This is a genomic window from Salinibacterium sp. SWN248 (genome assembly GCF_015864575.1).
Taxonomy (GTDB): Bacteria; Actinomycetota; Actinomycetes; order Actinomycetales; family Microbacteriaceae; genus Rhodoglobus.
The window spans coordinates 1,484,292-1,502,158 of record NZ_JADYWW010000001.1; the positions used below are offsets into that span (position 1 = coordinate 1,484,292).

The window sequence follows — 17,867 nt, forward strand, 5'->3', positions numbered from 1 at the left end:
AGGGGGCCATTGTGTCCGCACAAACAAGCACCGTTGAAATCGTGACTGAACCAGCAGTCTCGCTACGCAACGAGCCCGTGCAAGCACGAAGCACAGCTCGTTTAACCGCACTACTTGATGCAGCTGCATCCATCGTCGACGAGGTCGGCATTGAGCGACTCACCACCGCTATGGTTGCCGAACGCGCGGGAGCGTCGATCGGTACCGTTTACCGTTACTTCCCCGACCGCATCGTTCTGCTTCAGGCTTTGGGTTCGCGCAACTTTGAGCGCGTCATGACTCGCATCACGGATGCGATCAATGACCCAGCCCACGCCGACTGGCGTGCAGCGCTGAGCACCGCGTTCGAATCCGTTATCTACACGTACCGCACCGAACCAGGTTTCCGCGGATTGCGCGTAGGAGACCAGCTTGACTTGCGCCCGCTGCCGAACGGCCGCACGCACAAGTCGTTGGTTGCTGAGCGCATCGTTGAAGCACTGTCGGCTCGTTTTGGCGTAGAGAACTCTGCGGCAACGCGGTTCACGCTTGAAGCGGCTCTCGAGATGAGTGATGCCCTTGTGGCGCGCGCATTCTTGATGAACCCTCAGGGCGATGACGAATTCATTACGGTGAGCACGTCGTATGTTCGAGGCTTCATTATGGAGAACATCGGCTGGTAGTTCAGTTCGCTCTGTGCGAATTTGCCTTAGTTATACCCAATCGGGAATGACAGCGGCGTCGAATACTGTTTAGCTAATAGTGCTGGCAAGTGTCGATCCGCGTAGAGGCGCGAGGAATGAGCCGAAATTATGATTGAATTTCGAGCAGTAACCAAGCGTTTCCCCGACGGGACCGTGGCCGTAGAAGACTTTAATCTCGTGATTCCGTCACGCAAGATTACGGTCTTCGTCGGCTCGTCCGGCAGCGGTAAGACAACGCTGCTGAGGATGATCAACCGCATGGTCGATCCCACGGATGGCGACATCGAGATCGATGGCGTCAGCATCATGAGCAAAGAGCCTGTTGCTCTGCGGCGCAGCATTGGCTACGTCATGCAGAACTCTGGGCTTCTTCCGCACTTCAAAGTGATCGATAACGTCACTACGGTGCCCATGCTTAATGGGGTGCCGAAAAAGAAGGCGCGTGAGCAAGCGCTCGAACTGCTCGATACGGTCGGCCTCAGCCGCGGCTTGGCTGACCGCTACCCGAGTCAGCTCTCTGGTGGGCAACAGCAGCGCGTCGGTGTGGCGCGCGGGCTTGCTGCCGACCCCAACATCCTGCTGATGGATGAGCCCTTCGGCGCGGTTGACCCGATCGTGCGAGCGGAGTTGCAGCAAGAAACTATTCGGCTGCAGCATGAGCTCGATAAAACGATCGTGTTTGTGACGCACGACATTGACGAAGCATTCTTGCTCGGCGATCAGGTTGTCATTCTCGAAAAGGGCGCCAAGATCGCTCAAGTAGGCAGCCCCACCGAAATCATGGCAGCTCCTGCCAGCGATTTTGTGGCCAATTTCATTGGCACCGACCGTGGCAAGCGTGCGCTCACGCTCAAGAAAACCGCGAACGGCACGATTCTTGTCGACAGTGAAGGCCGCGGCGCCGGCGTTCTTGTAGGAGGGTCAGAGCTCGCGTGACCTGGATCATCAATAATCTTGATCTGATCTGGGGCCTCACGCTCGAACACGTTCGGTTGAGCATTCTGCCGATCGTTCTTGGCTTCCTCATTTCGATCCCCCTCGGGTGGCTGGCGTATCGCTTCAAGCTCACTCGGGGCATCCTGCTGACCCTCGCTGGTCTGCTCTATACGATTCCCTCGCTCGCGCTTTTCGTGATCCTTCCACCCTTCTTGGGCATTAGCTTCTTGAGCGAGCTCAACATCACGATCGGGCTCACGCTGTATGCCGTGGCGATCATGGCTCGCTCGGTGGCGGATGCTCTGGCCTCGGTTGACCCTGCGATCCGTCAATCAGCGACCGCCGTCGGGTTCGGCGGCTGGCGTCGTTTCTGGACAGTGGACTTTCCGCTCGCAGGCCCCGTCGTACTCGCCGGCCTCCGTGTCGCCGCGGTGTCGACGGTGAGTCTGGTTACCGTCGGAATCCTGATCGGTGTCGAGAGCCTCGGCTACCTCTTCACTAACGGCTTTCAGCGTCGCATTTTGGAAGAGATTTTCGCTGGCGTTGTCATGACCGTGATCGTCGCATTGCTCATTGACCGTGGGCTTGTGCTGCTCGGGCGGCTGCTCATGCCGTGGGCTTCTGTTTCGAAGAAGAAGTCGCCTGCTCCCGAACTGAAAGGAGCACCCGCGTGAACCTTCTCGCCGAAGCACTGCAGTGGCTGTTCTCTCCTGAGCGCCTTGAGGGCAGCAACGCCATCCCGTTGCGTCTCGAAGAACACCTCTTCTATACCTTAATTTCCGTCATTATCGCGGCGCTTATTGCAGTGCCTCTCGGCTTCTACATCGGGCACACGGGCAAGGGTCGCGACTTTGCTGTCGGGCTGTCAGGAGCGGCACGAGCGCTACCGTCGTTCGGGCTCATCCTGCTTCTCGTGTTGTTGATCGGTGTGACCTCGATCCAACTCCAGCTCGCCGCGATCACCGCGTTTGTGCTACTCGCTATTCCCTCGATTTTGGCCGGAGCGTATGCAGGAATTGAGGCGGTAGACCGTCGAGTGATCGATTCTGCTCGTGCAGTCGGCATGACGGAATGGCAGATCCTGTGGAAGGTGGAGGTTCCCCTCGGGCTCCCACTGCTGATCGGTGGGCTCCGCGCCGCAACCCTGCAGGTGGTCGCGACGGCAACTCTCGCGGCCTACGTGGGTCTCGGCGGTCTCGGGATATACATTTTCCGCGGGCTACCGCTTCAGCGCTATGACGAGATGCTGGGCAGCGCACTACTCATTGCGGCGTTAGCGCTCGTGCTCGATGGTGTTTTCGCACTCCTCCAGCAATTCGCGATTCCCCGCGGAGTTTCGGCTGGGCGTGCTAAAGATGTCCGAACGTCGTCACCTCGACGACGTCCGGTGGCAGCAAAAGTTGCCCAAGAAAGAAGAGGATAGAAATGTTCACAGCTAAGAACAAAGGCCGGCTCGCGCTTGGCGCCGCCGCGGTCGGGGTTGCAATTGCCCTGTCAGGGTGTGCAACTAGTGATCCCCTGGACACTGGATCGAGTGATGACAACGCCTCTAGCGACACCATCGTCGTAGGATCGCAGGCTTATTACTCCAACGAAATTATCGCCGAGATCTACTCGCAGGCACTCGAAAACGCCGGCTTTGATGTGGAGCGTCAGTTCCAGATCGGTCAGCGCGACGCCTACCTTCCTGCTCTTGAAAGCGGCGAAGTAGACATCATGCCCGAGTACACGGGAAACCTTCTCCAGTTCTACAGCGCCGACACCACGGCTACCGCTTCAGACGAGGTCTATGCAGAACTCGCTGACGCACTTCCTGAGGGTCTCACCGTTCTCGACCAGGCATCTGCCGCCGATCAGGACTCCTACAACGTGACTGCTGACTTCGCCGCAGAGAACTCGCTTGTCACGCTCGCGGATCTGGCTGGCGTGAGCGACCTCAAGCTCGGCGGCAACGCTGAACTCGAAGAGCGTCCTTACGGCCCCGCCGGTCTTGAAGAGACTTACGGTGCAACCGTCAGCTTCACCGCTACCGGCGACACGACCGTTGACGCTCTCGTAGCGGGAACGATCACCATCGCGAACGTCTACAGCGCCGACCCGCGTATCCAAACCGAGAACCTCGTGACGTTGGAAGACCCCGAGGGCCTGTTCTTGGCTTCGAACGTGGTGCCGATCGTCAATGCAGATATCGCTGACTCTGTTGCTGACGTGCTCAACGCTGTGAGCGCCAAGCTCACTCCTGAGGGCCTCGTTGCTCTCAACGTGCAGAGCACCGTTGACAAGATGTCGTCCGACGACATCGCTAGCGCATGGTTGAGCGAAAACGGCCTGAACTAACGCAGGCTAAAACACAACACACTGCTGGCTAGTCCAGCACCGAGGGGCGGATGCACGTGCATCCGCCCCTCGGTCGTTAACGCCTATTCGCTGTCCTGATGTTCCATGTGACGTTGTTGCGAGCGGTGCAGCAGTTTTTTGGCGATCACGGTGCCGATGGCGAGAACCGCGACGATCGCGACGAAGACGTAGCCCGCGTAGTGGAGTTGATCGAGAAGCTCACGAAAACTGCCTGCCGTGAGCGCGCCGACCGAAACGTAGGCGATCGACCAGATGCTCGTCGCAGGCACGGTCCACGCCATAAAGGTGCGGTAACGCATCGTGCTCATGCCCACTGTTACGGGAATCAGCGAGTGCAGCACGGGAAGAAATCGCGAGATGAAGACGGCAATGCCACCGCGGCGTCCGAGATAACGTTCGGCCTGCACCCAGTGTTGTTCGCCAATGCGTTTACCCAGCCGCGAGTGCCGAATCTTGGGGCCGAAATAGCGTCCGAGAGCAAAACCAACGCTCTCGCCAATGAGGGCTCCCACAATCACGACGGCGATCAGGATGCTCGCCTCGAACACACTGCCTACCGCGCTGCTCGCCACTAACACGACGGTGTCGCCGGGCACCAGAAGGCCAACCAAGATTGAAGTTTCCAACATGATGGCAACGCCAGCCAGAACCGTGCGCAGGACTGGGTCGACCGACTGCACCGTGTCGAGAATGTAGCTCAGCGCATCATTGACCCACTGACTGAAGCCACCAGCGGCAGCGATCGGCTCAGTGTTTAGGGCGAGGTCAACGAGATGCACAGATCGAGCCTAGCGAGCGAAGCCGAAAGCGAACTGGCTAAATACGCCGAGCCAGAGCGCCAAGCCGCGTGCGCCACTGTTCGAGGCGACCAGGCTTTTCTGCCAGCTCCGGGCCATCGATCCATTTCGAGACAATACGGATGCCGTGCAGGGCATTCACGACCCACACTTCGGTGCCCTCCAGCTCTGCCGGGGTCACTGCTTCTTCGTGAGTATCGAGCCCGAGCGCCCGCGCCAAGGTGAGGACGCTGCGCGCCGTGACGCTATCGATTCGCTCGAATTCTGTCGGTGGGCCGCACAGGATCTCGCCGCGCCACCACAACACAGCGCTATAGGCACCCTCGATGACATAGCCCTCGTCAGTGAGGAGTATCGCTTCGTCTGCTCCGTGGGCGCGGGCTCCCGCCTGCAACGCTCCCATCGCGTCGATATCGGGGCCCTTCACCGTGGGCTCAGTGCGCGGGTCATCACCCTGAAAGCTCGCAGCCGTAGCGGAACGGCGAAGTTCGGGATTCGCGCGCAAGCGCAGAAAGAACTCGGCTCCGCGGAGCTCTACACGCGGAAACCACGTGCCAGCGCGGGGGAGAGCGGCGATCGCCGCCGTGAAGAAATTGTCGGCAGTTTCTTGCTGGCTGGCGGGTACGGCATCCAGAAATCGTTGGCGGTGAAGATTGAGGGCGAGCACCGAACCTGACGTGACGAGCCACGAATCGGCAACGATCATCGGAACTGCCGGCACCTCCTGAGGTGAGATCTCGAGGAGTTTGTCGTTCTGCCACCGATATATTGCGTCCGCACTCATAGGCTTAGGTTATGCGCTCTCGCGTCTTGACTGCTGACCTGCCGCGCTGGGTTGATCCCGCGGCGGTGTTTAGCGAACTCATGGCACAGTGTGCTTCGGATGTTGCTGGCGCAGTCTGGCTCGACAGCGGTGCTGCGGCTCAGTCTGGGCGCAGCTATCTCGCTGTGTCGAGCAGAGCCGTGCTGAGCACTGATCTCAACGAACCTGTTTTCGAGTGGATGCGCCGCGAGTTCACCATTCCGGAGGTCGATCACTCCGCCGCCCCCGCTGGCTTCCGTTTGGGCTGGATCGGGTGGCTGGGCTACGAACTGCGCGGCGAATCCCTCGGTGTGCCCATCACGACACCCGCAGCGACCCCGGATGCCGCCTGGCTGTGGGTAGACCGCGTCATTGTTTTCGATCACGGGTCTCAGTCGCTGAGCCTGCTCGCTCTCGGCGAGAGTTGGACGGGAGAGCTCGCGCTGTGGCGCGAGCGTATCGCGGCGCTCGTAGAGACCGCGGCGACGCGCCCCACAGCTCCAGCCCCGGCGCCGCTAGCAACCTTTGGCTCGGCCCCAGCCCCGGCGCCGACTTCAGGGCCCGTGCCCATCGCCGTCTGGCGCGACTCCGACTCCGAGTATCTCGAGATGATCGCGGCCTGCCAGCGGTCGATCGTTGAGGGCGATGCCTATCAGTTGTGTCTCACGACGAGCGTGCACGTCGACCACGTGGCTGATCCGGTAGCGACGTACCTTGCTTTGAGGCAGGTAAACCCGAGCCATCACGGCGGCTTCCTGCAGGTGGGGGAGACCGCCCTGCTCAGCTCAACGCCCGAACAGTTCTTGGCGATCGATCCCACGGGGCTGATTGAGACGAAGCCCATCAAGGGTACCCGTCGCCGCAGCACCGATCCTGCGGAAGACCGGCGGCTTGCCGCCGAGCTTCTCGCGAGCGACAAAGAGCGCGCCGAGAACCTCATGATTGTGGACCTTATGCGCAACGATCTCGGTCGTGTCTGCGAGGTCGGGTCCGTTACGGTGCCGACGCTGTTCGCCGTGGAAAGCTACGCCACTGTGCACCAGCTTGTCAGCACCATCCGGGGTCAATTGCGCTCTGATGTTAGTGCCGTCGATGCGATCAGGGCATCCTTCCCGGCGGGATCAATGACGGGCGCCCCCAAACATTCGGCGACCCTCATTCTCGACACTCTCGAGCGTGCTCCGCGCGGCATCTACGCCGGGGTCTTCGGGTATGTGGGGCTCGACGGTGCCGTAGACCTAGCTATGGTCATCCGCTCCATCGTCATGGATGCTCGGGGCTCAACGATCGGCGCCGGCGGAGGTATTACGGCTCTCTCGGTGCCCGACGAAGAGCTCGCCGAGGTCAAGTTGAAGGCGGCCGCACTGCTGCGAGTGCTCGGTGTTCCGGCCGGCTAAGGGCCCGTGCATCCACTCTCGGCCGTAGTGAACGACCGGTCTACCGTGCGGCTGTGTACTGTGAGAGACGTCAACTCATAGACAATGGAATTGCCCGACACTTTTTGGCCCCCTCGAGCGCGGCCGTGAGTTGGGTAATCTTAGATCTTCCCTGTAACGAATTGAGAGTGTTTACGTGACTGAGCAGCCCAACTTTGCTGGTGCACACGACGACCGCGATGGTGCCTCGGACTACGATGTAGCCGCCATCCACGCCAAGTGGCAAGCCAAGTGGGAAGAGCTCAAGCCGTTCGCGACGAGCGACCCGGACGACAAGCGTCCGCGCAAGTACATTCTTGACATGTTCCCGTACCCCTCGGGCGACCTGCACATGGGCCACGCCGAGGCGTATGCCTTTGGTGACATCGCTGCACGCTACTGGCGTCAGCGCGGTTTCAACGTTCTGCACCCCATCGGCTGGGACTCCTTCGGTCTCCCCGCCGAGAATGCAGCCATCGAGCGCGGTATCGACCCTCGTGGCTGGACGTACGACAACATCGACCAGCAGAAGAAGAGCATGAAGCTCTACGGCGTCTCCTTTGACTGGGATCGCGTTCTGCACACGAGCGACCCCGAGTACTACAAGTGGAACCAGTGGTTGTTCCTCAAGATGTACGAAAAGGGCCTCGCGTACCGCAAGGATTCCTGGGTCAACTGGGACCCGGTAGATCAGACTGTTCTCGCGAATGAGCAGGTTCTGGCTGATGGCACGTCCGAGCGTTCCGGCGCCGTCGTTGTCAAGAAGAAGCTCACGCAGTGGTACTTGAAGATCACCGACTACGCCGACCGTCTTCTCGACGACCTCAACCAGCTTGAGGGTGCGTGGCCGTCGAAGGTTCTCACGATGCAGCGCAACTGGATCGGCCGCTCGATCGGTGCGGATGTCGACTTCGAGATCGAAGGTCGTGACGAGAAGGTCACTGTCTTCACCACGCGCCCCGACACTCTCTATGGCGTGACCTTCTTGGTCGTCGCCCCCGACGGTGATTTGGCTGCTGAACTCGTGGAGAACGCGAGCGATGACGTGAAGGCGTCATTCGCTAGCTACCTCGAGCAGACTCAGAAGCAGACGGAGATTGAGCGCAAGGATGCCGGTCGCGAGAAGACCGGTATTCCTCTCGAGCGCTTCGCCATCAACCCGGTCACGGGCGAGCGCATCCCGATTTGGGCTGCCGACTACGTTCTGGCTGATTACGGTCACGGCGCGGTTATGGCTGTGCCTGCCCACGACCAGCGCGACCTTGAGTTTGCGATCAAGTTCGATCTTCCCGTGCGCGTTGTGCTCGACACGAATGCGCCGATCACTGGTCTGATTCCTGTCCTCGAGCTTGACGAAAACGGCATGGCTATCCTTCCGGATGATCTGCCGCCCTTGAACCCGCGCGAGACAGGCAAGTCGCTGCAGGGTGATGGCCGCATGATCAACTCGGGCCCTCTCGATGGTTTGAGCAAGAACAATGCGATCAAGAAGATCGTGGAGCAGCTTGAGGCTGCTGGCGCCGGTCGTGCTGCGAAGACGTACCGTTTGCGCGACTGGCTGATCAGCCGCCAGCGTTTCTGGGGAACCCCCATCCCGATCATCCACGGTTCGGATGGCGAGCTGATTCCGGTTCCCTTCGATCAGCTGCCTGTTGAACTGCCGTCGACGGAGGGTCTCGACCTGAAGCCGAAGGGCAAGTCGCCTCTCGCCGCCGCCGAAGACTGGATCAACGTTGAAGACCCGCGCGATGGCAGCCCAGCTCTTCGCGACGCTGACACGATGGACACGTTTGTCGATAGCTCGTGGTACTTCTTGCGGTTCTTGTCGCCGAACGACTCTGAGCAGGCATTCGATCCCGCAGAAGCAGAGAAGTGGGCTCCGGTCGACCAGTATGTCGGTGGCGTTGAGCACGCGATCCTGCACTTGCTCTACTCGCGTTTCATCACCAAGGTGCTGTTCGACCTCGGCTACGTCAGCTTCACTGAGCCCTTCAGCGCGCTGCTGAACCAGGGCATGGTGCTGTCTGAGGGCAAGAAGATGTCGAAGCGCAGCCGCAAGGCTGTCACGTTCTCGGGCGAAATCGCCGAGCACGGTGCCGATGCGCTTCGTTTGACGCTGGCCTTCGCGGGCCCGCCCGAGGAGAACATCAACTGGGAAGACGTGTCGCCGGCGGCGTCACACAAGTTCTTGGCTCGCGCATTCCGTGTCGTGCGGGATGTCACGAGTGCTCCCGAGATCGAGTGGAAGACGGGCGACACCACGCTGCGTCGCGCCACCCACCGCTTCCTCGCTGATGGCCCCGGCCTTGCCGAGTCGTTGAAGTTCAACGTTCTCGTTGCTCGCATCATGGATCTCGTCAATGTCACCCGTAAGGCCATCGACACCGGTGCTGGCGGCGGCGACGCTGCAGTGCGTGAAGCCGCCGAAGTCATCACGATCGCCCTCAGCCTGTTCGCTCCGCACACGGCAGAAGAGATGTGGGAGAAGCTCGGCTACGAGCCCACGGTCGCTCTTGCCGGCTGGCGCAAGGCCGACCCGGCGCTCCTCGTTGAGGAATCGGTGACGGCTGTGGTTCAGGTCGATGGCAAGGTCCGTGACCGCCTCGAGGTTTCGCCCAAGATTGCGGGTGCCGACCTCGAAGCTCTTGCCATGGCATCCGAAGCTGTCAAGCGCACCGTCGGTGACCGCGAGATCGTCAAGGTCATCGTGCGCGCTCCCAAGATCGTGAACATCGCGACTCGTCAACAGCCCACCGAAGGCTAAGCCACTCCACACGTTGCAACTAAGCGCGCTCCGAGCAATCGGGGCGCGTTTAGTTTGTGCAGGTGGAAGAGTTTGAGCAGGCCCGTCAAGCGCGGCTACGCCCCCCCCCCCCCGTTTAGGGGTAGACAGCTCAGCAAAACCTGAGTTATTCTTCCAATGATGGCCGGTTGGCCACGATCAATGTAGATCAAATTGGAGGAAGACAATGGAAGAATTGGTCGCTCGAATCGAAAAGGACCACCTTGAAGCTTTAAAGCGCGTTGAGCTGGACTGCTGCTCAAACCCTGTCGCGACGTAGCAATAGTTGGGAGGGAGCGCTGACGCTCCCTCCCATTTGTTCGCCGAGGGACCAATAAAGGGGAGAAGATTGATTAGCGAAACATACAAACGAACAGCTCTATCGCGGATCGAGGGCAGGCCCTCCGAGACGTTGGAGCGTCAGTTGGGCGAGTGCCTAAAGTACTTGGCAATCGTATCGATGACCGAGGGGAGGCGAATTCCAGTTACCCCAGAGGTCGACGACGTGTGGCATGAACTGCTGCTTCAAACAAGCAGCTATCGTCAGTTATGCGGCTCGCTGCCAGGAAAAAAGTTTCTGGATCACGAATCGATAGACCCACTCTCTTACAACGAGCGAGTGGGAGATGCAGCCTTCGTGCGGGAATGGGTCCAATGGATTCCCGACTACGTACAAAGTTTCGGTCCTTTCACCGCTGAGGTAGCCCAAGATTGGAACGTTGTGCGATTTTTGCAGGATGAACTCGCAATGTCTCTAGACCAGATCAATGAATTTGGGGCAAATAGCGAAGCGATTGCCGTCGTACCACGAGATTCCCTGTGGTCCGCTCTTTCCTAACGCGAGGAAGCCTTGCAGCGTTGGGCGCGTTTATTCCGAGCGTTCGTCCTGTCCTCATTCTTGGCATATTGGTCGTTTCTTACGACGCATCTGTGCAGACAGTGGTGGGTCTTACTGGAACCTACTTTGGGCTTGCTCTCGTCCTCGTGGCCGGTTTTACGGTTTCGGCGATCTTCCGACTATCTAGATTGAAGAACGAGAGCGTCGAAGCCCTCCGGGCTCCGATTACCGAAGAGTTTCGACTCGCGAGTGGTGCAGCGGTGTCGTTGGGGGTTTTTGCGGCCGCTGGTGGGTTTCTATTGCCACTCGTTCTCAGTGTCGACCCGGTCCTGTTTCGTACGTATTGGTTCGGGGCTGCGTTGTCGCTCCTAATCTTGCCGTTTTCAGCAACCCTCCTTGGGGTCTATCAGACTCGGAATCGTGATGGAGAAAACCTTGCAATTGCGGTAACGGCTGCGCTTTTTCAGGTTCTAGTTGCCGTCTCTGTCGTTGCAGCGGAACTATCTTCTTTGAACGCGGTCTTAGTCATTGGGGTGAGCGGGGTGGTTAGCGACGTGGGTGCTCTGGTTTATCGGCTCAAGCGTTTGGGATTCGAAGAGGGTACTACCCGCCTTGTTTTAGCGGATAGCGTGCGCCTTTTTGTCGCCAGTCCTATACATGCTATTCGTGAGTTGCCCAGTCGGCTGAAACCAGCGCTTGATGGTCTTGTGCTCATGACAGTTTTCACTGTCGCGGGCACGGTCGCTGCAGCTAGCGGTCCGAGAGACGGAGCAGTTGTTGTGCTGGTGGTTGCGTTGATGCGGGCTGTAGTCATTCCGCTTAAGCAATTTGGATTGGTTGGAGGGCGACTTATCGCTCAAGCGGGAGGGACGCTGGCGGATGATCGGGCTAGATTCCTTCAGCTAACGGCGATAGCAACGGGGATCCTCGTATCAATTGCGGCGAGTCTATTAGTAGTTCGAGCCATAGCTACACCATTAAGCCTGATCCCTTGGATGATCGTTTCGATGATGGCGCTACAGCTTTGTATGGAGCCGGTCACAGGCTTCGGGTTTGGGGCGCAAAAAGTGCTGACATCCCCCACATTCGGCCTTAAGAGCCTCGTCGTTATTTCGTTGGGCTTGACCATTCCTGCGCTACTCACTCTTTGGCTGTTGGGCTTGGGATCCGCGGAATCCATCTGGGCGGTTGTATTTTTGGGAAGGCTAGTTTTCTTCTCGTCGCTCGTGATTAGGCTTGCAAACTTGTCATCAGCTTCACAGCTCAGAAGATGAAAAGTCGAAAGGAGCAAGTATTCGCGTTGCCGCCGAAAGGTGTCTCCTTCGCATTGCCGAGTGAGGACTTTCCTGAAGAGCTGAAGAAGCAAGTCGCTAAGCGCATGGTAAGTCTCGAGTGGAACAAATACATAGATCCAGAATTGAACAATGCGCGTCGGCAGCTTAGCGACGCTTTCGCGACCGCTCCAGAGTCTCTCATTTTTACCCATGGTTCAGATGACGCAATAGACAGAGTGGTCTCGGGCATGAAGCCAACCTTTGTCCTGCTGCCCCGTGGTGGTTACCCCGGATACTCGCGTTCTGCGGCCAGTTCGGGCTCGCGATCGCTGGTTTATCACCCTGAATCAACATCAGATGTGCTGGTCGGCATGCTTGAGGGTTGCGTTGGCACAACGCTGGTCTTTTTGTGTTGGCCAGGCAATCCACTAGGGAATTATGATCAGCTCAATGGTTTGCGTGAAATCGTGGCCAACTCGGATCGTGTCGTCGTGGACCTCACATACCTAAATCCGTTGACAACGGAGTTCGTGGCTATTCTGCACGGGATCATTCAAGCTGGAGCCTGCGCGGCCTTCAGCTTCTCGAAAACACTCGGCCTCGCGTCTGCTCGTCTTGGGGGGATTGTGTTGCCCGAAGGGCATCATGCAGTTCTTTCCCGCGGCGAACATTTCCCGTGGACTCTATTCCAGCTTTGCGCCTTAGAGACGGCTCTCTGCTCCGAACCGGAGACGAAGCAACTACTCGCTCGAATGGTCACGAACCAGAAAAAAGTCAAGGCTGCACTCATTTCTTCTATCGAGGAAGTGGGCATTCCAGTGCGAAATGCAGATGCTGACAGCTTTCTAAGCGTCGACTTGGCGAGGCTAGCTGGGGGTGTCGAGGTCGGCACCTTGAAGTTCCCCGTCGGTTCGAAGCAATATCCTTCCCTTGACGTGTTGAGGCTTGACGTGTCGCAGGCGAACGTCTCTTGGATGCAACAGGTTAAGGCCGCGCTGACCTAATCGTTGTTCCTGGCGGCTTCACCTTGAAGGGAAGGTAGCGAGCAGGCGTGGGCGACTCGTCAACAGCCCACCGAAGGCTAAGCAAGTCCACACGTTCAACTCAGCGCGCTCCGAGCGATCGGGGCGCGTTTAGTTTGTGGGGGTGGAAGAGTTTGAGCAGGCCCGTAAAGCGCGGCTACGGGTGCGCGTTGGCGCTGTCATCGTGGTGGTGCTCGTTGCGCTCGGCTGCGCCGTGCTCGCGACCGCACTCACAGGCAGCCCCACTGCCGTAGAGATTGCGCGCGGCGAACTGGGCTCGGGTGACGACGTGTTCGTGGTGGAATCGCCCGCGCTATTTGTGCACGTAACTGGGGCGGTGGTGCGCCCGGGGCTCTTCGAGCTGGCCGAGGGATCACGCGTGATCGACGCGATCGCTGCCGCTGGGGGTTTCACCGAAGACGCGAAGCAGGATCAACTCAATCTGGCACGTGTGTTGACTGATGGAGAGCAGTTCGCCGTGCCCGCAGCTGGCGACGAGGCTGCCGCGGCCACGGCATCCGATGGACGAGTCAACCTGAATACCGCGGATGCCGCTGCCCTCGATACGCTGCCTCGTATCGGGCCCGCGATGGCCGCTCGCATTCTGGCATGGCGTGAGGCAAACGGGCGCTTCACGAGCATCGATGATCTGCGCAACGTCGCCGGAATCGGAGACGCTACCTTCGACGGGTTGCGCGACCTGGTCACGGTATGAATCTCGACCTGCGGCTCAGCCTGCCCGTAGCGGCTGCGTGGCTTATTGCCGTTGTCGTGATTGGGGTGCCGGGGTGGGCGCCTGCTGTCGCCATTGCATTGTGGCTTGCTGCCGGGGCGCTCATTGCGGGTGCGCTGCTGAGCCAACGGCGTTTTTTCGCGAGCGTCGCCTTGGGATGTGCTCTGGCCGCGTTGTGCTCCACGTCTGTCGCTGTTCATGCTGAGACACGTCAGCCCGAAGCGCTGGGCGAGCTGGCTGCGCAGCACACGACGGTTACTGTCATCGCGACAACCACCTCTGCCGTCAGTGACAGCGCCGACTTCTTTCAGGCAACCATCACCACTCTCGAGGCCGACGGCGAATCAACCCAACTCGAGTCGCCCGCTCTGATCTTCACGGAACGTGGCGGCTTTGGTGGGGTCGATGCCGCGCCTGATGCACCGAAGCCCGGTCCAAACACATCGAATACCGACGACGAACCGTGGGGGATCGGCGTCACATTCACGGTCACGGGTACCTTGGCGAGCACTGCCCCGGGCGATGGGCGGGCAGTGCTGCTCTTCGCGACTGACGCGCTCGAGTGGCGGGCCGATCCTGACTGGCAATTCGACTGGGCGAATCAACTGAGACGCACGTTTGCGGCCGCCACCTCGTCGTTGCCGGGTGGTGGTGGGGAACTTCTGGGCGGGCTCGCCATCGGCGATACCAGCGCCGTGAGCGATGATCTGGATGCCGCCATGAAGACAAGTTCGCTGAGTCACCTCACGGCGGTCTCGGGCGCCAACTGCGCGATTGTCGTCGGGCTAATCATGGCTCTCGGCGGCAGGGTCGGTGCCCAGCGGGCTGTGAGGATCGGCATCTCGATCCTTGTGCTGCTTGCATTCGTGATTGTTGTCACTCCCGATCCGAGTGTGCTGCGCGCAGCGCTCATGGCAACGTTCGTGCTGATCGCGCTGGGCAGCGGCAGGCCGATCCGAGGAATGGCGGTGCTGTCACTCGCGACGATCGCGCTCCTCGTCTTCGACCCATGGCTATCACGCAACTTCGCGTTCGTGCTCTCAGTATTCGCCACGGCAGGTCTCCTGCTCTTTGCCGAGCCGCTCGCGCAGTTTTTGGGGCGTTGGATGCCGCGGTGGCTGTCACTGGTGATCGCCGTACCGTTGGCCGCCCAGCTGGCCTGCCAGCCCGTGCTGCTCCTGTTGCAGCCCTCGTTGCCCACCTATGGAGTTCTCGCCAACGTGTTGGCGGCACCCGCAGCGCCCATCGCTACCGTGGTTGGCCTCGCGGCCTGCGTGGCGCTTTCCGTGATTCCGCTGATCGGATTAGCGCTCATGTGGATTGCGTGGCTTCCCTCCGCCTGGGTCGCGGCGGTGGCGGAGTACTTTGCAGAAGCGCCGTGGGCCCGCATCCCCTGGTGGGACGGTTGGGTGGGCGTCGTGACGCTCAGCGTCCTGACGGCGCTTCTCCTCGCGGCCCTCGTGGCCAGTGGAGTCTGGCGGGCCCACGCGCTGAAGTTGCTCGCGATCGCAACCACGTGTGCGCTTGCTGTCGTGGCGGGCTCAGCCGTGAGCGCCGCCGTGACCTGGCCGAGGGACTGGCAGTTCGCGCAGTGCGATGTCGGGCAGGGAGACGCGGTCGTCGTTCGCAGCGGCGGCACAACGGCACTTATCGACACCGGCGCTGAGCCTGAACTTCTCGAAAGTTGCTTGGAACGGTTATCAATAGACCACATCGACCTGTTGGTATTGACCCATTTCGATCACGACCATGTCGGCGGGACTGAGACAGTCGTAGGGCGGGTTGGCGCTGCCGTGGTTGGTCCGGTCAGTTCACCAGAAGACGAGGCTGTGCTGGAGGCTCTCGCGGCCGCAGGGGCAGCGGTAACGGAGATTCACGCGGGAGACCGTGGTCAGCTCGGGGAACTGCAGTGGAGCATCTTGTGGCCGACTGCGCAACTGTCCGGCATAGAACCCGGAAATGACGCCAGCGTAGTCATCGAGTTTCGTCCGCGAGCCGATTGCGTGGAGCAGTGCCTCAGCGCCGTGTTCCTCGGCGACCTTGGCGAGAGTGCTCAAGCGCGACTCATCGCGGCTCAGACATTCAGGCCAGTGGATGTCGTCAAAGTCAGCCATCATGGCTCTGGCGATCAATACCCGGCCCTCTACACCGAACTAAAGGCCACCCTCGGACTCATCGGAGTCGGAGCGGACAACGGCTACGGGCATCCAACCGCTGATGCCCTCGCCATGCTCGACGATGCAGGCACCGCGGTGGCGCGGAGTGATCGTGATGGCCTCGTTCTGGTGTCGCCCGCGCGCCGGCCTGGCGTGGTTGTGGTGTGGTCGAACGGTGCTGGATCTCCTGCGGGGTGAAGGCGTGGCCACGCCAGGTGCAGCGCGTCGCCGGCGCTGAGGCAGCGGAGTTTCTCTCACAAGAGTTCGAGCCACTAAAGTGAGAGCCGTTGCAATAGTGCAGTCGTTCGGGATTAGCGCCGGCGATACAGGGAAATACCGGTTTGTAAGGGGTTCGTGCGTGCAGGACGAAAAGAAAAATGTCGAACGCGCCTACCTCATTCACGTCGCGGCAGCCACGCTCCTTGTTTTTCTCGCTGGAGTCTTCGCTGCCGCTACGACGCCCTACTTTGGTGGTCCCGACGAGCGCAATCACTACAATTCGGTGGTTCGTGTGGTGGACGGCGGAGGGTGGCCGCTCCCGTACGAAGCAGGAATTGAACCATCCGTACATCGAGCGTGGCTCGAGTCGGGGCGAACTCTCTCGAACGTGCCAGCAATCGATCCAGTTCCACTCGCGACTGACCGTTCTAATGTGCTCGCTGAGTTCGACAACGACATTTCTGATATCGACAACATGGTGCAGCATCCACCGCTGTACTACTTCCTCACGGCGGGTGCCGTTGCTGCAACCGGTACGGATAACCTGCGGTGGGATCAGGCTTTTCTCCTGATGAGAATTTTTTCGGTCTTCTTGGTGAGCATTTCGGTGCCGGCCATTGCCGGTACGGTTCGGGGTCTCACGCGATCTCGATCGCTCGGAATCATCGGCGCGTACAGTCTCCTGACCATCCCGTTCTTCGTCGGTTTCGCAGGGTTGATATCGAACGACACCCTTCTGGTTCCTACGATCAGCGGAGCACTCTACCTTCTCGTTCGAGCGTGGCGTAAACCCCATCAGATGGTGGGATTGTTCATCGCCGCAGGGTTCGTCTTTGGCCTTGCTCTATTGACGAAAGGATTCGCGCTGTTTGCGATTCCGCTCGTGTTCGGTCTCTCACTTGTTGCTGCTTTTCGCAGCACTCCGCGGAGAAAGCACTGGTTATTGCTGGGCTTTATTCCATCCGCGGTTGCTGCGCTGGTCGGCGGCTGGTGGTGGATCCGTAATCTCATTCTGATTGGCTCGATCCAACCGAGTGTCGCGGGCAATCTCAGAACACCGCTGAGCGAACCACTCGCCGATATCGACGTCCTCAAGTACTTTGCCAAGTTCTGGCTGCGCTTGAACTCGCTGTTTTGGGCTCGGGGGGTGCGTCCAGAAGATGGTGGTCAGACTCTGCCGGTGGTTCTAGTGGCAATCGCTGGTCTCGTTCTCGTGGCTGCCGTGATCATCGTCGTGTTCTATTCACGCAATCGCGCTATCAGCCTTCTTCTCTTGTCGTTCCCCGCAATCGTGATCGCCGTACTATTTGTGAATTCGTACAGCGTCTACGAGACCTACGGCGTCGCCGAACGCGGAGTGCAAGGCCGCTACGTCTTTGGCGGCATCGTGGCCTACTCGATGGTCTTCGCGAGTCTGTGGGGGATCATCGGGCGAAAGTTGGCGCTTCGGGCGCGGTCAGTGGCATTCACCGCCGTGATCCTGGGCAGCTGGCTCATCGCTTGGGCCCATAACTGGTGGCTATTGCTGTCGTCATGGCCGAACCGCTATTCCTCGGACAGCGGGGCTATCGACGCCGCCACAGCATATTTCGATCTCCCGACCTTCGCGTACTTCGCTCTCACAGCGGCAGCGCTCGTCACCGTTGCCCTCGCCTTGGTGTTGGGTTCGCGCCTCGCACCGGGCGCAGGATTGGCCGCAGATTTCAGCGATGACCAGATACTGGAAGCTGAACCGCGCGTACTGAACGATGACTCGGCGGAGGGCGGAGCGCGCAAGTAAGCGGGCACGGCCTCGGCACCATACCGCTGTCGGCCATTCGCCCGCGTCTACACTCTTCGGCCAAAGCGGACA

At 59.8% G+C, this 17,867-nt stretch carries 15 protein-coding genes; 13 read left to right on the forward strand and 2 right to left on the reverse strand.

What is annotated here, in order from left to right:
- Positions 1 to 11 precede the first annotated feature (11 nt).
- From I6E73_RS14865 to I6E73_RS07145, 5 genes are all read left to right on the forward strand, one after another.
- Positions 12 to 662 (forward strand): TetR/AcrR family transcriptional regulator, encoded by a 651-nt coding sequence (locus tag I6E73_RS14865; protein WP_197124181.1) that lies wholly within the window; start codon positions 12 to 14, stop codon positions 660 to 662.
- Between the two features lie 129 nt (positions 663 to 791).
- Positions 792 to 1,619 (forward strand): ABC transporter ATP-binding protein, encoded by an 828-nt coding sequence (locus tag I6E73_RS07130; protein WP_197124184.1) that lies wholly within the window; start codon positions 792 to 794, stop codon positions 1,617 to 1,619.
- Entirely contained in the window at positions 1,616 to 2,293 is a 678-nt protein-coding gene (locus tag I6E73_RS07135) for an ABC transporter permease (protein ID WP_197124186.1), read from the forward strand. Before I6E73_RS07130 ends, I6E73_RS07135 begins: the two co-directional genes overlap by 4 nt.
- Entirely contained in the window at positions 2,290 to 3,042 is a 753-nt protein-coding gene (locus I6E73_RS07140; protein ID WP_197124187.1) for an ABC transporter permease, read from the forward strand. The genes I6E73_RS07135 and I6E73_RS07140 overlap by 4 nt, the downstream gene beginning before the upstream one ends.
- 2 nt (positions 3,043 to 3,044) lie before the next feature.
- Positions 3,045 to 3,956, forward strand: coding sequence for an ABC transporter substrate-binding protein (locus I6E73_RS07145; RefSeq protein ID WP_197124189.1), 912 nt, complete (start codon positions 3,045 to 3,047; stop codon positions 3,954 to 3,956).
- An 83-nt stretch (positions 3,957 to 4,039) separates the two neighbouring features.
- On the opposite strand, the gene I6E73_RS07150 is transcribed toward I6E73_RS07145, so the two are convergent.
- Positions 4,040 to 4,720 (reverse strand): DedA family protein, encoded by a 681-nt coding sequence (locus I6E73_RS07150; protein WP_197107131.1) that lies wholly within the window; start codon positions 4,718 to 4,720, stop codon positions 4,040 to 4,042.
- A gap of 73 nt (positions 4,721 to 4,793) precedes the next feature.
- Positions 4,794 to 5,558, reverse strand: coding sequence for an aminotransferase class IV (locus tag I6E73_RS07155; RefSeq protein WP_197124191.1), 765 nt, complete (start codon positions 5,556 to 5,558; stop codon positions 4,794 to 4,796).
- A gap of 11 nt (positions 5,559 to 5,569) precedes the next feature.
- Here I6E73_RS07155 and I6E73_RS07160 point away from each other — a divergent pair, with 11 nt between their 5' ends.
- From I6E73_RS07160 to I6E73_RS07195, 8 genes are all read left to right on the forward strand, one after another.
- The gene (locus I6E73_RS07160) at positions 5,570 to 6,973 is read left to right on the forward strand and encodes an anthranilate synthase component I family protein (RefSeq protein WP_197124193.1); all 1,404 of its coding nucleotides are present in this window, start codon (positions 5,570 to 5,572) and stop codon (positions 6,971 to 6,973) included.
- A gap of 175 nt (positions 6,974 to 7,148) precedes the next feature.
- The gene (gene leuS, locus I6E73_RS07165) at positions 7,149 to 9,755 is read left to right on the forward strand and encodes a leucine--tRNA ligase (RefSeq protein WP_197124195.1); all 2,607 of its coding nucleotides are present in this window, start codon (positions 7,149 to 7,151) and stop codon (positions 9,753 to 9,755) included.
- A gap of 523 nt (positions 9,756 to 10,278) precedes the next feature.
- Positions 10,279 to 10,611: a hypothetical protein gene (locus tag I6E73_RS07170; protein ID WP_197124197.1), complete on the forward strand. Its 333-nt coding sequence runs from the start codon at positions 10,279 to 10,281 to the stop codon at positions 10,609 to 10,611.
- A gap of 20 nt (positions 10,612 to 10,631) precedes the next feature.
- Complete coding sequence (locus I6E73_RS07175) at positions 10,632 to 11,885, forward strand: hypothetical protein (RefSeq protein WP_197124199.1); 1,254 nt, start codon at positions 10,632 to 10,634, stop codon at positions 11,883 to 11,885.
- Positions 11,882 to 12,889: an aminotransferase class I/II-fold pyridoxal phosphate-dependent enzyme gene (locus I6E73_RS07180; protein WP_197124201.1), complete on the forward strand. Its 1,008-nt coding sequence runs from the start codon at positions 11,882 to 11,884 to the stop codon at positions 12,887 to 12,889. The genes I6E73_RS07175 and I6E73_RS07180 overlap by 4 nt, the downstream gene beginning before the upstream one ends.
- Positions 12,890 to 13,031: 142 nt before the next feature.
- The gene (locus I6E73_RS07185; RefSeq protein ID WP_307783857.1) at positions 13,032 to 13,622 is read left to right on the forward strand and encodes a ComEA family DNA-binding protein; all 591 of its coding nucleotides are present in this window, start codon (positions 13,032 to 13,034) and stop codon (positions 13,620 to 13,622) included.
- On the forward strand, positions 13,619 to 15,994 hold the full coding sequence (locus tag I6E73_RS07190; RefSeq protein ID WP_197124203.1) for a ComEC/Rec2 family competence protein: 2,376 nt from the start codon (positions 13,619 to 13,621) through the stop codon (positions 15,992 to 15,994). Before I6E73_RS07185 ends, I6E73_RS07190 begins: the two co-directional genes overlap by 4 nt.
- Before the next feature lie 160 nt (positions 15,995 to 16,154).
- On the forward strand, positions 16,155 to 17,795 hold the full coding sequence (locus I6E73_RS07195; protein ID WP_197124205.1) for a DUF2142 domain-containing protein: 1,641 nt from the start codon (positions 16,155 to 16,157) through the stop codon (positions 17,793 to 17,795).
- Positions 17,796 to 17,867 lie beyond the last annotated feature (72 nt).

Bases quoted from the DNA above. Each gene is read 5' to 3' on its own strand.
- I6E73_RS07130 (WP_197124184.1), top strand. From the start codon at position 792: ATGATTGAATTTCGAGCAGTAACCAAGCGTTTCCCCGACGGGACCGTG.
- I6E73_RS07160 (WP_197124193.1), top strand. From the start codon at position 5,570: ATGCGCTCTCGCGTCTTGACTGCTGACCTGCCGCGCTGGGTTGATCCC.
- I6E73_RS07155 (WP_197124191.1), bottom strand. From the start codon at position 5,558: ATGAGTGCGGACGCAATATATCGGTGGCAGAACGACAAACTCCTCGAG.
- I6E73_RS07145 (WP_197124189.1), top strand. From the start codon at position 3,045: ATGTTCACAGCTAAGAACAAAGGCCGGCTCGCGCTTGGCGCCGCCGCG.
- I6E73_RS07180 (WP_197124201.1), top strand. From the start codon at position 11,882: ATGAAAAGTCGAAAGGAGCAAGTATTCGCGTTGCCGCCGAAAGGTGTC.
- I6E73_RS07190 (WP_197124203.1), top strand. From the start codon at position 13,619: ATGAATCTCGACCTGCGGCTCAGCCTGCCCGTAGCGGCTGCGTGGCTT.